Raw genomic sequence first — 13,880 nt, forward strand, 5'->3', positions numbered from 1 at the left:
AACTCGTGGCCCACACCATAAAACAACCCAAAAAAGCTGCCGTCTCTTTCCGCTCTTGCACGAAAAGAGACGGGCTAGCTGCGCGAGACGTCGGTAAGGGGCTCCTGGCTGCGTACTGCAGACAGAGACGATTCAAAGACGCGAAGTCACCGCGACATCGCGGGCCGACCTAGGCGTGCGGGACGTAGCCCCTGTGTAGCGCGACGATGCCGCCGCTGAGGTTGCGATACTGCGCTCGTTCGAGCCCGAGCTCAAGGAACCACTCGCGTAGGCCCTCCTGATCGGGCCAGGCAAGAATTGACTCGGCGAGGTAGCTGTAGGCAGCACCATTCGCCGATACCTGCGATGCCACGTGCGGCAGCATCCCCATGATGTAGCGCGAGTAGACGTGGCGGAAGGCGCGATTGTTCGGGGTCGAAAACTCGCACACGACGACGGTCCCGCCCGGCTTCACTACGCGCGCCATTTCGGAGAGAGCTTTTCGTGGTTCAACGACATTGCGCAGACCGAAGCTAATGACGGCTGCATCGAATGAATCTGACGTGAACGGGAGGTTGGTAGCGTCGGCCCCCACAAAGGGGATGTGCGGTTGCCTCTTGCGCCCCTCCGCCATCATGCCAGCCGAAAAGTCAGAAGCGAGCACCAGGTGCCCCGCACGCGCGATCGCCGCGCTCGAGGTACCGGTGCCGGCCGCGACATCAAGTACGCGAGCCCCGCTCCCCTGCGGCAGATCGAGCGCTTCCACCATCGCCGTTCGCCACCCTCGATCCTGGCCAAAGGCAAGGACGGTGTTGAGGAGGTCGTAGCGCCCCGCGACGCCGTCAAACATAGTCGAGACATCGTCGGGGTTCTTGGTGAGATCAGCTCGCGTCATGGGGTCTATTGTGCCTGATCGAGGCCGCGGTGCGGGCAACGCGGGGTACGGGCGCGTCAGAGCCCGATGAGCCCCGTGAGTGCATCACGGAGGAAATACATGACGAAGAGCGCACTCACGACGTACATGAGCCAGTGCACCTTCTTTGCGTTGCCCACGACGATCTGGATGACCACGTACATGATGAAGCCCGCGCCCATTCCGACGGTAATCGAGTAGGCAAACGGCATGAGGATGATCGTGAGAAAGGCCGGAATGGCCTTCGTCAGGTCACTGAAGTCGATCTCGACGACCTGGCTCATCATGAGGAACCCAACGAGCACGAGGGCCGGTGTCGCTGCCTCGTAAGGCACGAGCGCGACGATCGGCGAGAGGAACATGGCGACGAGGAAGCACAGACCCGTCACGATGGTCGCGAGGCCCGTGCGTGCGCCCTCGCCGACGCCGGTCGCGCTTTCCACGAAGCTCGTGTTGGAGGAGACACCACCAACACCACCCATGATCGCGCCAACCGAATCGGCGACGAGCACGCGCTGGCTGTTTTCGACGTCGCTGTTCTCGTCGACGAGGCCTGCTTCCGTTCCAATCGCGACCATCGTTCCCATCGTGTCGAAGAAGTCCGCGAGGAGGAGGGAGAACACGACGATGATGGCGCCGACAACTCCGATCGCGCGTAAACCGCCGATCGGATCCACCTGGAAAAGTGTGCCGAGATCGGGAAGCGCAAAGGCGTTCGCATTCAGGGCAGGGACGTTCATGGACCAGCCGTAGGGGTTCCCGGCATCGGCGTCGGTCGCGGGGGCAAATTGGCCGATTCCGACGGTGTTCTCCACGACAATGGCGAGCACAGTTGCGGCGATGATCGCGATGAGGATCGCACCGGGAACTTTCCGTACCCAGAGAACAATCATGAGGATGAGGCCGAACACGAACACGGCCGTGGGCCAGCCAATGAGCGATCCCGAATTACCGAGCTGCACCGGTGTGCCGCCGCCAGTTGTCACGAAACGTGCATTGATAAGGCCGATGAAGGCGATAAAAAGCCCCATGCCCACGGCAATGGCAGTCTTCAAGAACTGCGGTACCGCGAGGAACACCGCCCTACGGAAGCCGGTGAGAACGAGCAGAAGAATGATCACACCTTCAATGAGGACGAGACCCATTGCGCCGGCCCACGTCATGCCGGGCAGCGAAACGACGCCATAGGCCAGATAGGCGTTAAGCCCAAGACCCGCAGCCATCGCGAGGGGGAAATTGGCCCAGGCACCCATGAAGATCGAGCAGACCGCGGCGATCAATGCCGTACCCGCGGCAACGGCGGGCATGTTCGGTTCGGTTCCGCCGCCGAGGTACATGCCTGTCGAATCCGGGACCGTGCCAATGATGAGCGGGTTGAGAACGATGATGTAGCACATTGCGAAGAACGTGACCATGCCGCCGCGCACTTCGCGACCCACGCTCGAACCGCGCTTCGAAATCGAGAAGAAAGAATCAAGGCGCGACGAAACCGCGCCCTTCGAGGGTGCATTTTGGGTTTGGGACATGGGGCCCATTGTAGGAAAAGCCCGGCCGAAGTGGCGCTTCGGGCCGGGCTAGGGAGACGAACACCTCGCCTCGAGCGTGCTTAGCGACGGTTGGCGTCGATGAAGCGGTAATAGTCGAGGTAGTCGAGCTTCGAGGCAGCGGCGCTATCCACGACGACGGTCGCGTCTTCGTGCAGCTGGAGCGCGGTCGACGTCCATCGCGCACTCACTCCACCCTCGATCGTCTGTCTGATTGCTTCTGCCTTGTTCTCCCCCGTAGCGATGAGGAGAAGCTTCTTGGCCTCGCGAATCGTGCCAACGCCCTGGCTGATCGCATGAACCGGAACGTCGTCCTTCGATTCGAAGAAGCGCGCGTTGTCGGCGATCGTTTTCGGAGTGAGAGTCACGAGGTGGGTTCGGGATGCGAGGGAGGTACCGGGCTCGTTGAAGCCGATATGTCCCGTCGCACCGACGCCGAGAAGCTGAAGATCAACGCCGCCTGCGTCCTTGATCGCGGCGTCATACCGGGCTGCTTCGGCAACCGGATCCCCCGTGTCACCGCGAGGGCAAAACACCTTCGCAGGGTCGAGATCGACCTTTTCAACAAGGTGCTCGCGAATAAAACGCGCGTAACTCTGCGGGTGCTCGGGCGAAAGCCCCACGTACTCATCAAGCATGAAAACCGTGACGCCCGCAAAACTCAGCCCCTCCTCACGGTGACGGCGCGCGAGTTCGTCATAAGCGGCCACGGGTGACGAGCCCGTCGCGAGACCGAGAGTGACCGGGCCCCCGTTTGCCTCACGAATCACCGCTTCAATGTGATCGGCAACGATCTGGCTCGCGTCTTCGGCATTGGGGCGGATGTAAATCTCCATGGCTTCTCCGGCTCAGTTCGGGGGGCGCGTGGGGTCCGACGCTTGCCGGCCCTCATCAACGCCCATGTTGTTCTCGCGCATGCGCTCTCACAAGCATAGATACTTCGCTTCGAAAGCGGCAAGGCCCGGCACCTGAGGGTGCCGGGCCTCGCGTCTCAGCGCGGGAAAACTAGGTGCTTATCCGTGAGAACTCACTTCTTCTTCGGCGTCGAAGCCGCCGCAAGCTCAAAGGCCTTGCGCGGTTCGCTCGTCTGTGCAATGCCGAGAATTTCGCGGTTGCCGAGGAGCGAGCTCGCCCAGCCTGCGACGACGCCAGCCTTGCGGCCGAGCGTGGGCATGGCGTAAACGTGGTAGGCGCGAGCGCCGAGCCATGCAGGCAGCCCCTTGAGTTCGACCTTCTTATCGCCGATGAAGAGCGTGCCAACGCCCTTGAACATTCCGAGGGTCGCCATCGTGCCGAGGTTTTTGTGGTAGTAGTCCACAAGCGGGCGCGAATCGATGGCTCGCGCGACGTTGTCGGCGAGGGTCTTGGCCTGGCGCACAGCGTGCTGCGCGTTCGGCGGGCATACCTTGCCCTCGCCCGAGGCGAGGTCCGGAACGGTCGTGCAATCGCCCGCGGCGAAGACACCCTCGAGGGGGCCATCTTCGCTCTTGACGCGGAGGTCCGCGAGGCAGTCGAGACGCCCGGTCTGGTTGAGGGGCAGATCCGAGTTCTCGAGAACGGGGTTCGGCTTAATGCCGGCGCACCACACGATGAGGTCCGAAGCGAACTCGTCGCCATCGGAGGTCTTAACAATGCCGTTCTCGCACGAGTTGAGGAAGGTTTCGAGCTTGACCTCGATACCACGCTCGCGGAACTGCTTGAGCGCATACTTGCCGAGCTCTTCGCCAACCTCGGGAAGGATACGGCCCATGGCCTCGATCATGACGAAGCGGACGTCCGAAGGGTGGAGATCCGGGTAGTACTGGAGCGCCGCGGAGACCATGTCTTCCGCCTCTGCGATCGCTTCTGAGCCAGCGAAACCGCCACCCACGAAGGTGAAGGTCAACAGACGCTTGCGGGTTTCGGGATCCTTGGTCGAAGCTGCCTCGGCGAGGTTGCTGAGGATGCGGTCGCGCACGGCCACGGCTTCCTCGACCCACTTGAACCCAATAGCGTTTTCAGCAAGGCCCGGGATCGGGAGCGTGCGCGGAACAGAACCGAGCCCCACGACGAGGTAGTCGTAGCTGATCTCGATCGTTTCATCGCCCTCGAGAGCGACCGTCACGACGCGATCCGCGTGCGAGATGGTCTCGACCGATCCGGTGACGACCTTGGTGCCCTGCAGGACCTTGCGCAACGGCGCGAGCACGTTGCGCGGGTCAATCGCACCGGCGCCAACCTCCGGGAGGAAGGGCTGATAGGTGAGGTAGGGACGAGTGTCGACGACCGTGATGGCAACGTTGTTGCCGGCCTTCTTGCGCAGCTCAGCTGCGACGTTCATACCAACGCTTCCGCCGCCGAGAACGAGAACGTGCGGCTTGTTTCCTGAATTGATGTTCATGTGTGTGAACTTGCCTTTCCACATCGCTAACGATGCAATTCAACCACGTTGAGGCGCTTCCAAACTGAGTGAATCGAGCACGCTCATCGCGAGTCCATCGAGAATGTCGTGTTCGCTCGTCGTGACGCGCTCGAGTGTGCCTTCGTTCGCAACCCGTTCGAGGATCCGCGCCCAAATAAGCGCGCCCGCGCCGATCACGTCTATCCGTCCCGGGTGGATCGCCGGGAGCGCTGAGAGCTCCGTCGCGCTCGATCGAAGAATTCGATAGCTAAGAGCCGTGAATTCCTCGGCATCAATGCTTGCGCCGTGGCTCAGTTCGGGCGTGTATTCCTCGAGGCCGAGGGCAACGGCGGTCAAAGTCGTGACGGTTCCCGCGACTCCCACGATGCCGCGAACTGCGGAAAAATCGATCGTCTGAGAAGCCTCGTCCATAAGTGCGTCGATATCGCGTACAGCGGCCTCAATGTCGCTCTCGCTCACGCGGTCGGCGCTCAAGTGGCGCTCCGTGAGGCGAACAGACCCCATGTCGAGGCTGATCTCGGCTCGCGGCGCATCCTCGCCGTAGACCAGTTCGGTTGAACCGCCACCGATATCAACGATCAGGCGAGGCGAGGGCCCGGGATCGGGAAGAGTCGCCACGGCACCGCGATAGCTCAGCACCGCCTCTTCGGTCCCTTCGATGACCTCTGGTTCAATGCCGAGAATCTCCCGAACACCGTCGATGAACTCCGCTCGGTTCTCAGCGTCGCGGCTTGCACTCGTCGCTGCAAAGCGCACGCCTTCGACCGCGTTCTGCTCGATCACGCGTGCATACTGCCGAGTGGCCTCAAGAGTGCGCTCGATCGCTTCCGGGTCGAGGCGCCCCGTGCGGTCCACCCCGTGACCGAGACGCACAATTTTCATCTCCCGCGCAATATCCCGCAAGGAGCCGTCGGGCGCTTCTTCCGCGACGAGAAGACGAATCGAATTCGTGCCGCAGTCGATCGCGGCGACCCTGCGGCTCATGCGCCTTCCTCCTCAAGCATTGCGGGGGTGAGGTCGCATCGGCATCGATCGATCGTCGTGTCATCAGAGGTCAACTCAAGGGCGCGATCACCAAACGGGTTCACGCCTGGCCCCTCGGCAAGGGCCTGGCCGACAACGGCATGGAGGCACTTCACGCGGTGCGGCATTCCCCCTGCACTGATGCCATCGATCTCTTCGGCACTACCGAGCTCGGAGCGCCGCTCCAGGTACCGCTCGTGGGCGCGCGCATAGCTCTGCTGAAGCTCACTGTTCTCTTCCAGCTCGGCGGTCCACTCAGCAAGCAACCCCCGCGCCTCAAGTCGCGAGCAGGCCTCGACCATCGACGGAAGCGTGAGGTAAAGGCTCGTGGGAAACGGCGATCCATCGCTCAGACGCGGCACCGTGCGAACAACGGCGGGAGCCCCGCACGCGCAGCGACGGGCGATCGAATGCACGCCACGCATCGTTCGACCAAGCTGGCGAGCCATGAGGGCGAGATCCGCCTCGGTTGCCTCGCTCTCGAACGGAAGTGGATCAAGCGGTGTTGGCATAGAGCACTACAACCTTTCGGGCGACTATCGGCCTCACGGGCCTTGCTTATCGGCGGGGTCCTCGGGAGGAGCGGCCTGACTCGCGGCTACGAGCGAATCCCACATCGTGCCAAACCACGCAGTTTTCGTGCGCTGCTCCGCCTGCGCGGCCCGGGTCGTTTGAGGAACCTCGGCACCACTTGAATCTGTCAGGCGATACTGCGTTTCCCCGGGGTAGGCAAAGAGCAAACGTTCGCGCGCTTGCGCGGAGACAAACGTCGGATCTTCCCACCGCGCGACCTGCGCCTCGAGTCCTTCGACCTCGCGTTCTTGCTGGGCAACCTGCGCACGAAGGGTGCTGAGGCGCTGTTGCTGCATGACGTACCCATTCACGGTGGGAACGAGCGCCACGAGCGCGAGAAGCGTAATCGCCAGCAGCACGAGCGAGCGTCCCGTGAGCCCCGCGATAGGGGCCAGAACCTTGCGTGCACCCGCACTTATCGAAGTTGCCGTGCGCGCAGATGCGGTGTGCCCAGCCTTCGTGCGGCGACGACTCGCGCGACCGGTAGGCGTGGAGGGGGTGGCTGCGGAAGTTCGCCGCCGCGACGCCGAGGAGCGCCCCGCCGGTCTCGACGGGGCGCCCCTTCGGTGCTTTAACGAATCAGGCATGAGCCCTATCGTAAACCGCTCAGGCCTTGAAGCGCGGGAACGCCGAAGCGCCCGCGTAGACGGCCGAGTCGCCGAGCTCATCCTCGATACGGATGAGCTGGTTGTACTTGTTGACGCGCTCACCGCGAGCGGGAGCACCGGTCTTGATCTGGCCCGTACCGAGCGCAACAGCGAGGTCGGCGATCGTGGTGTCCTCGGTCTCGCCCGAACGGTGCGACATCATCGACGAGAAACCATTGCGGGTGGCAAGATCCACGGCGTCAAAGGTCTCGGTGAGGGTGCCAATCTGGTTCACCTTCACGAGAAGAGCGTTGGCAGCGCCATTCTCAATGCCGCGGCCGAGACGCACGGGGTTCGTCACGAAGAGGTCGTCGCCAACGAGCTGAACCTTCTCGCCGAGCTTCTCGGTGATGGCAACCCAGCCGTCCCAGTCTTCCTCGTCAAGCGGGTCCTCAATCGAGACGAGCGGGTAGGACTCAACGAGCTCGCCGTAGTAGGCGATCATGTCCTCGGCAGACTTCTTTTCACCCTCGAAGAGGTAGGAGCCGTCCTCGAAGAACTCCGACGCAGCAACGTCGAGAGCGAGTGCGACGTCCTTGCCCGGGGTGTAGCCAGCCTTCTCGATGGCCTCGATGATGAGGTCGAGAGCAGCGCGGTTCGACTCGAGGTTCGGCGCGAAGCCGCCCTCGTCACCGAGACCCGTCGCGAGACCACGGTCGTGGAGAACCTTCTTGAGGTTGTGGTAAACCTCGGCACCCATACGGACGGCCTCGACGAAGGTCGGGGCACCGATCGGGGCGATCATGAACTCCTGGATGTCCACGTTCGAATCCGCGTGCGAACCACCGTTGAGGATGTTCATCATGGGAACGGGAAGCACGTGTGCGTTCGGACCGCCCACGTAACGGTAGAGGGGCAGCTCTGCTTCCGCTGCGGCAGCCTTCGCGACAGCGATCGACACGCCGAGAATGGCGTTCGCGCCGATCTTGCCCTTGTTGTCGGTGCCGTCCGCGTCAATCATCGCGAGGTCGATCGCGCGCTGGTCGGTCACGTCCATGCCCTCGATCTTTTCGGAGAGCTCTTCGGCAACCGCGGCGGCAGCCTGCGAAACGCCCTTACCGAGGTAACGGCCCTTGTCACCATCGCGGCGCTCAACGGCCTCAAAAGCACCGGTCGAGGCGCCCGAAGGAACCTGGCCGAGGAACTGGTAGCCCTCGTCGGTCGTAAGAACGACCTCAACGGTAGGGTTGCCGCGCGAATCAAGAATTTCGCGACCGCGAACGTCGAAGATGAATGCCATGAGATGGCCTCCTTAGTCAGGATTTTCAAGTGGCGGGTCGCCTTTGACCTTCGCCCTCAAGTCTAGTGCGGATCGTGTGATCTACCTGAAGGGTTTTGCGTACCCCCGGCGCGGCGAATGCGACCCAGGTCACGGAGTGGGACCTCAGTCGCGAGCCAATTGCGCCTCGACCCTCGCCACGAGTGCGCGAAGAGCCGATTCGGGATCCTCATCACGCGCTGCAGCCTCGAGCACGATCGCCATTATTCGAGAGGCGATACTCCCATTCGACGCGCTGTTCTCAACGACAGCCCTGAGCTCTTCCTCCCGCCCCGCAGCTTGCGCACGCGCGGCGATCTTGAACGCCCGCTGGAGTGCGGGAAGGGCGAGTGGAATCCCCTCGGCGAGTGCACGGCGCGGCTTCTCCTGCGACTTGATGCGGTCCCACCGCGCCGTAATCTCCTCAATGCTCAAATCCTCGCGCTCGGGTCCAAACACATGCGGGTTTCGGCGATACATTTTCGCGTTGAGAGACCGGGCAACCGAATCCAGCGTCCACGGCTCAGCTTCCTCCATGCCGATTCGGGCATGAAACACGAGCTGAAACAGCAGGTCCCCGAACTCGTCAACGAGCTCCGACGTACGAATCGGCTCGCGCTCAAGTTCAGCAAGAACTTCGTGGGTTTCCTCGAGCAAGTATCGCGAAAGAGAACCGTGTGTCTGGGCAGCGCTCCACGGATCACCCCCCGGGCTGCGAAGCTCGTGCATAATCCTCACCGACTCGACGACCGCAGCGCCGGGAGCGACGGGGGACGCGAAAACATAATCCGCATCGATGGGCCCACCGGAGGCCTCTTCGAGCGCGCCAATCGTCTCGATAGGCGACGGAAGGTGGGGGGGCTCGGAATCGCAGAGCCAGGCGAGATACCCGCCCGGGCAGCCGTCGGAATCCTCGAGCCACGCGCCGACCGAGCGCGCAAGCTCGTGCGCACTTGCGCTTTCAAGCCGCAGGCACTCGATCCCGGCCTCGCGCACGTGTGCCTCCCACGCCGGGTGCGCGCACGACAGGGCAACGCTCGCGGCGCCCCTGAGTGCGTCCCAGCCGCGCGCCGTCATAAGCCCTGGCGCATTCAGGGGCGAAACGGGAACAACCTTGAGCTCACCCGAAAAAGACCCGTTCATCACGCATGCCCCTTTCGTCCAAGACCCGCCTGGCGCGTCCCTTGCGGCGCGTCACGACGTGAGTTTTCGAGCCTACTTGCGCGCGGTGATCGCGAACCGAACGAACGCGCGCGGGAGGGTTCCGACGGCTGCTCGGCAAGCTCGATACCCCGTTCTTTCGCCCATGCGGGCTTCAGCTGTGCAATCACGCCGCGGCAGAACTCGAGCAGGGCCTCGTCGGTGAGGGGAATACCACCGACACGCTGAGTGCGCGGATGCGGGACGAGAACCTGGCGAAGGGCAGGCTTGAGCACCGTTCCCGGGTACAACCTGCGGAGTTTGAGCTGCACGCTGTCCGTGACGTCCACGTGCGCGAAGCGGATCATCTTGCCCTGCACCTGCACCTCGTCGATCCCAGCTTCGGAGGCATCCAGGCGGAAGCGCGCGACGTGAAAGAGACGCTCGACCTCCGCGGGTGGCGCGCCATAACGGTCCTCGAGCTCGGAGTGCACGCTCTCGAGTTCGTCGGCACTCTTCGACGCCGAAATTTTCGAGTACGCCTCGAGGCGAAGGCGCTCAGAATCGATGTACTCGACGGGAATGTGCGCGTTAAGGGGCAGTTCGACCTTCGTGTCCTTCGCCGTGTGGTCGAATTCGCCCTTGAACGCTGCGACTGCCTCGCCGACCATGCGCACGTACAAGTCAAAGCCCACACCGGCAATGTGCCCGGACTGCTCGCCGCCGAGCAAGTTCCCTGCGCCGCGGATCTCGAGGTCCTTCATCGCGACTTGCATGCCTGCACCGAGCTCCGAGTGCGTCGCAAGCGTCGTGAGGCGGTCGTGCGCTGTTTCCGTGAGCGGCTTCGTCGCTGGATACAGGAAGTACGCGTAGGCGCGATCGCGCGAGCGCCCCACCCTTCCGCGAAGCTGGTGTAGCTGCGAGAGACCAAATCTGTCCGCATTCTCCACGATCAGGGTATTTGCGTTCGAAATGTCGAGACCCGTTTCCACAATCGTCGTGCACACGAGTACGTCGAAGCGCTTCTCCCAAAAATCGAGGATGACTCGCTCGAGTTGGGCCTCGTTAAGCTTGCCGTGGGCAACCTCCACTCGCGCATCGGGCACGAGCTCACGCAAGTGCACGGCGGTGCGCTCAATATCCTCGACGCGGTTGTGGATGTAGAACACCTGCCCCTCACGCAAGAGTTCGCGGCGGATCGCGGCCTTGACCTGAGCATCCTCGTGCGCGCCAACGTAGGTGAGCACGGGATGGCGTTCCTCGGGTGCCGTCGCGAGAGTGGAAAGCTCGCGGATACCCGTGACGGCCATCTCGAGAGTCCTGGGAATCGGGGTCGCCGACATCGACAGCACATCGACGTTGGTGCGCAGTGCTTTGAGAGTCTCCTTGTGCTCGACACCGAAGCGTTGCTCCTCGTCCACGATGATGAGCCCCAGGTCCTTGAAACGCACCTGCCCCGTAAGCAAGCGGTGTGTCCCGATCACCACGTCGACCGAACCGTCCTTGAGTCCCTCGATCACCGCGTCCGATTCAGCCTTGGTTTGGAAGCGCGAAAGCCCACGCACGTTGACGGGAAAGCCCGCGTACCGTTCTGTGAAGGTGTCGACGTGCTGCTGGGCGAGCAGGGTCGTCGGGCATAGGACCGCCACCTGTTTGCCATCCTGCACAGCCTTGAAGGCCGCGCGTACCGCAACTTCGGTCTTGCCGTAGCCGACGTCACCGCACACGAGGCGATCCATGGGAAGTGGCTTTTCCATGTCCCGTTTGATGTCGTCGATCGTCGAGAGCTGATCGGGAGTTTCCGTGTACTCGAAGGCGTCCTCGAGTTCATGTTGCCACGGCGTATCTGGCGAAAAGGCAAAGCCCGAACTGCGCTGGCGCTCGCTATAGAGCCTCACGAGTTCATCGGCAATCTCCCGGATGGCCTTGCGCGCACGCGACTTGGTCTTCGACCAGTCGCTCCCGCCCATCTTGTTCACGCTCGGGGCCTCGCCGCCGACGTACTTCGTCACCTGGTCGAGCTGGTCGCTCGGGACGTAGAGGCGATCACCCGGCTGGCCCTTCTTCGAACTTGCGTACTCGATGACGAGGTACTCGCGGGTCGCGCGCTTATCGCCCGTGCCTACGGTGCGGCTCGTCATCTCCACGAACCGCCCGACTCCGTGGTGATTGTGAACGACATAGTCTCCGGGCGACAGCTGGAGCGGATCGACCATCGCGCGGCGACGTGCGGCAAGTTTCTTGCCACCAGATCGGCGAGCGGCCGATTTCCCCGTCATGTCTCTCTCACACAAGAGCATGAGTTTGATGTCCTCGAGGAGGATCCCCTCGGTGATCGGCCCGGTCGTAATGCTCACGTGCGAGCGGGAAAGCTCCTCGTCGAGATCAGCGCTGAACCGCGCCGTGACACCCGCCTCAGTGAGCGACTCGGCGATGTGGCGCCCGGTACCCGGTCCCGCGGTCGTGAGGACGATTCGCCATCCGTCGCTAACGTGCTGCGCGAGGTCGCGCGCCGCATTCGCGATCGAGCCGCCGTATCCAGGGTGCGGCTTCGCTTGAGACGTGAGGTCGGCATCGAGCCCGAACGGGGCAAGCGTGGAGACCGGGAGGCGTCGGGCCTCAAGCTCGCCGAGTGTGTCCTCGAGCGACGAGAAGCTTGCCTGCGACACATCGATCGGCACGGCACCGCCCTGCGCTGCACTCGACCACGCCGCCTCAAGGAACTCTTCCGTTGTGCGCACGAGCTCATCGACACGCGTGCGAATACGTTCGGGCTCAACGAACACGAGGCTCGAATGCTCGGGAAGTAGGTCCGCGAGGCTCACCATCTCCCCCACCAGAAGCGGGGTCAGCGACTCCATGCCCTCGACGGCAATGCCCTCCGCAAGCCGCGAGAGGATGTCAGCGGCGCCGGGCAGCTGCGCGATCGCGGCGCGTGCTCTCGCGCGCACGTCCTCCGTCAGAAGAATCTCACGGCACGCGGGTGCATCGAACGCTTCGAGAGTATCCTCCATCGAGCGCTGATCCGCGACGGAAAAGAAACGGATCTCTTCAAGCTCGTCGCCGAAAAAATCGAGGCGGACGGGATGCGAGAGCGTCGGCGGGAACACGTCCACAATGCCGCCACGCACCGCAAACTCACCGCGCGAGGAGACCATGTCCACGCGCGAGTACGCCGCACCGACGAGCTTCTCCACAAGCTCGTCGATCGCAATGAAGTCGCCGCGCTCGAGATGAACCGGCGCTAGATTCTCAAGTCCGCGTGCCATCGGCTGCACGAGTGCACGCACAGGAACCATGAGCACCTCGACCCCACCCGTTTCGTCCGGATGCGCCAGTGAATAGAGCGTGGAAAGCCTGCGCGCGACCGTGTCGCTACGGGGCGAAAGCCTCTCGTGCGGAAGGGTCTCCCAGGCGGGGAACAGCGCAACCTTCGCGGCCGGAACGAGAGCTTCGATCTGGGCCGCAAGATCTTCTGCTTCGCGCGTCGTTGCGGTCACCACGACGAGCGGGTCCGACGGCCCCCTGCGCGAAGCGGCCTCGGCAAGATAAAGCGGGTGCATGCCGCTCGGGGCGATGATCGATACGCCCTCGGCGGTGGAACGCGCTTCGACGAAGCGTGCGAGATCAGCAGAGTGCGCCGCGGCGGCGAGAACGGGGGCGATGCTCACGGGCGGATCGCCTCGCGCGAATGAAACTCTTGCTGCGTCGCCACGAGGCCCTGCTCCACGAGCATCTCCACGCACTGTCCCGCCGAGGTCACGAGGTCATCAAGTACCTTGCGCTCCGACGAGGAAAAAGGAGCGAGGACGAAATCCGCGGTATCGCGCCCCTGCGGGGGACGCCCCACGCCGACGCGCACGCGCAAATAGTCTTTGGTGCCGAGTGCACGCGAAATATCACGAAGGCCGTTGTGACCGCCTTCTCCCCCGCCGATCTTCGCTTTAATCGCACCGAACTGCGCATCGATCTCATCGTGCACGACGATGAGATTCTCAGGCTCGATCCCGTAGTACTGCGCGAGCGCAGACACGGGCCCACCCGAAGTGTTCATGTAGCACCCAAGTTTCGCCAGAATCACTCGGCGGCCGGTACCCGGCGCCCCCATGTGCCCCTCAATAACTGAAGCATTGGCCTTCTTGTGCCGTTTGAACGAGGCGCCGGCCCACTCGGCAAGTCGATCGAGCACCATGTGCCCGACATTGTGTCTCGTAGCTTCATACTTGGGACCAGGGTTCCCGAGGCCCACAATCAGCATCGTCTCGCTCACAACTCTACTTTCCGCACTAATCCAGGGGAAAACCTGGTCACCGCCGGCTGGCCGGCGACCGTCGCCCCCCGAAAAGGCTACAGGGGCGCCGCACCTGTGTGCGACGCCCCTGCATTAGATTTCACGATCCGC

The 13,880-nt window shown here is 63.0% G+C and carries 11 protein-coding genes; all 11 read right to left on the reverse strand.

Going from position 1 to position 13,880, the window contains the following annotated elements; all coding sequences use genetic code 11:
- Positions 1 to 169: 169 nt before the first annotated feature.
- The 11 genes from HMPREF3176_RS00005 to pth all read right to left on the reverse strand — a co-directional run bounded on the left by HMPREF3176_RS00005 (position 170) and on the right by pth (position 13,748).
- Entirely contained in the window at positions 170 to 874 is a 705-nt protein-coding gene (locus HMPREF3176_RS00005; protein WP_034372869.1) for a class I SAM-dependent methyltransferase, read from the reverse strand.
- Positions 875 to 930: 56 nt separating this feature from the next.
- Positions 931 to 2,427 carry an NCS2 family permease gene (locus HMPREF3176_RS00010; protein ID WP_070457245.1) on the reverse strand — a complete coding sequence of 499 codons (1,497 nt, stop codon included), beginning with the start codon at positions 2,425 to 2,427 and terminating at the stop codon, positions 931 to 933.
- Between the two features lie 71 nt (positions 2,428 to 2,498).
- Positions 2,499 to 3,272, reverse strand: a complete 774-nt coding sequence (gene nagB, locus HMPREF3176_RS00015) for a glucosamine-6-phosphate deaminase (protein ID WP_070457247.1) — start codon at positions 3,270 to 3,272, stop codon at positions 2,499 to 2,501.
- Positions 3,273 to 3,463: 191 nt separating this feature from the next.
- Positions 3,464 to 4,816: an NAD(P)/FAD-dependent oxidoreductase gene (locus tag HMPREF3176_RS00020; RefSeq protein ID WP_070457279.1), complete on the reverse strand. Its 1,353-nt coding sequence runs from the start codon at positions 4,814 to 4,816 to the stop codon at positions 3,464 to 3,466.
- 39 nt (positions 4,817 to 4,855) lie between these two features.
- A complete protein-coding gene (locus HMPREF3176_RS00025; RefSeq protein ID WP_070457249.1) occupies positions 4,856 to 5,821 on the reverse strand; it encodes a Ppx/GppA phosphatase family protein in 966 nt (321 codons plus the stop codon).
- Positions 5,818 to 6,372, reverse strand: a complete 555-nt coding sequence (locus tag HMPREF3176_RS00030; RefSeq protein WP_070435362.1) for a DUF501 domain-containing protein — start codon at positions 6,370 to 6,372, stop codon at positions 5,818 to 5,820. Before HMPREF3176_RS00030 ends, HMPREF3176_RS00025 begins: the two co-directional genes overlap by 4 nt.
- Positions 6,373 to 6,405: 33 nt before the next feature.
- Entirely contained in the window at positions 6,406 to 7,020 is a 615-nt protein-coding gene (locus HMPREF3176_RS10460) for an FtsB family cell division protein (protein ID WP_246826593.1), read from the reverse strand.
- Between the two features lie 19 nt (positions 7,021 to 7,039).
- A complete protein-coding gene (gene eno, locus HMPREF3176_RS00040; RefSeq protein WP_034372854.1) occupies positions 7,040 to 8,320 on the reverse strand; it encodes a phosphopyruvate hydratase in 1,281 nt (426 codons plus the stop codon).
- Positions 8,321 to 8,464: 144 nt separating this feature from the next.
- A complete protein-coding gene (locus HMPREF3176_RS10465) occupies positions 8,465 to 9,481 on the reverse strand; it encodes a MazG nucleotide pyrophosphohydrolase domain-containing protein (RefSeq protein WP_246826594.1) in 1,017 nt (338 codons plus the stop codon).
- A complete protein-coding gene (gene mfd, locus HMPREF3176_RS00050) occupies positions 9,481 to 13,149 on the reverse strand; it encodes a transcription-repair coupling factor (protein WP_070457251.1) in 3,669 nt (1,222 codons plus the stop codon). Before mfd ends, HMPREF3176_RS10465 begins: the two co-directional genes overlap by 1 nt.
- Positions 13,146 to 13,748 carry an aminoacyl-tRNA hydrolase gene (gene pth, locus HMPREF3176_RS00055; protein WP_070435359.1) on the reverse strand — a complete coding sequence of 201 codons (603 nt, stop codon included), beginning with the start codon at positions 13,746 to 13,748 and terminating at the stop codon, positions 13,146 to 13,148. The genes mfd and pth overlap by 4 nt, the downstream gene beginning before the upstream one ends.
- Between the last annotated feature and the right edge of the window lie 132 nt (positions 13,749 to 13,880).

The organism is Dermabacter sp. HMSC08H10, from assembly GCF_001807585.1.
In the GTDB taxonomy this organism is placed as follows: domain Bacteria; phylum Actinomycetota; class Actinomycetes; order Actinomycetales; family Dermabacteraceae; genus Dermabacter; species Dermabacter hominis.

What these genes read in the sequence shown, in the direction of transcription:
- HMPREF3176_RS00010 (WP_070457245.1), bottom strand. Translation starts at nt 2,427, where the DNA reads ATGGGCCCCATGTCCCAAACCCAAAATGCACCCTCGAAGGGCGCGGTT.
- HMPREF3176_RS10460 (WP_246826593.1), bottom strand. Translation starts at nt 7,020, where the DNA reads ATGCCTGATTCGTTAAAGCACCGAAGGGGCGCCCCGTCGAGACCGGCG.
- nagB (WP_070457247.1), bottom strand. Translation starts at nt 3,272, where the DNA reads ATGGAGATTTACATCCGCCCCAATGCCGAAGACGCGAGCCAGATCGTT.
- HMPREF3176_RS00005 (WP_034372869.1), bottom strand. Translation starts at nt 874, where the DNA reads ATGACGCGAGCTGATCTCACCAAGAACCCCGACGATGTCTCGACTATG.
- eno (WP_034372854.1), bottom strand. Translation starts at nt 8,320, where the DNA reads ATGGCATTCATCTTCGACGTTCGCGGTCGCGAAATTCTTGATTCGCGC.
- HMPREF3176_RS00020 (WP_070457279.1), bottom strand. Translation starts at nt 4,816, where the DNA reads ATGAACATCAATTCAGGAAACAAGCCGCACGTTCTCGTTCTCGGCGGC.
- HMPREF3176_RS10465 (WP_246826594.1), bottom strand. Translation starts at nt 9,481, where the DNA reads ATGAACGGGTCTTTTTCGGGTGAGCTCAAGGTTGTTCCCGTTTCGCCC.
- HMPREF3176_RS00030 (WP_070435362.1), bottom strand. Translation starts at nt 6,372, where the DNA reads ATGCCAACACCGCTTGATCCACTTCCGTTCGAGAGCGAGGCAACCGAG.
- HMPREF3176_RS00025 (WP_070457249.1), bottom strand. Translation starts at nt 5,821, where the DNA reads ATGAGCCGCAGGGTCGCCGCGATCGACTGCGGCACGAATTCGATTCGT.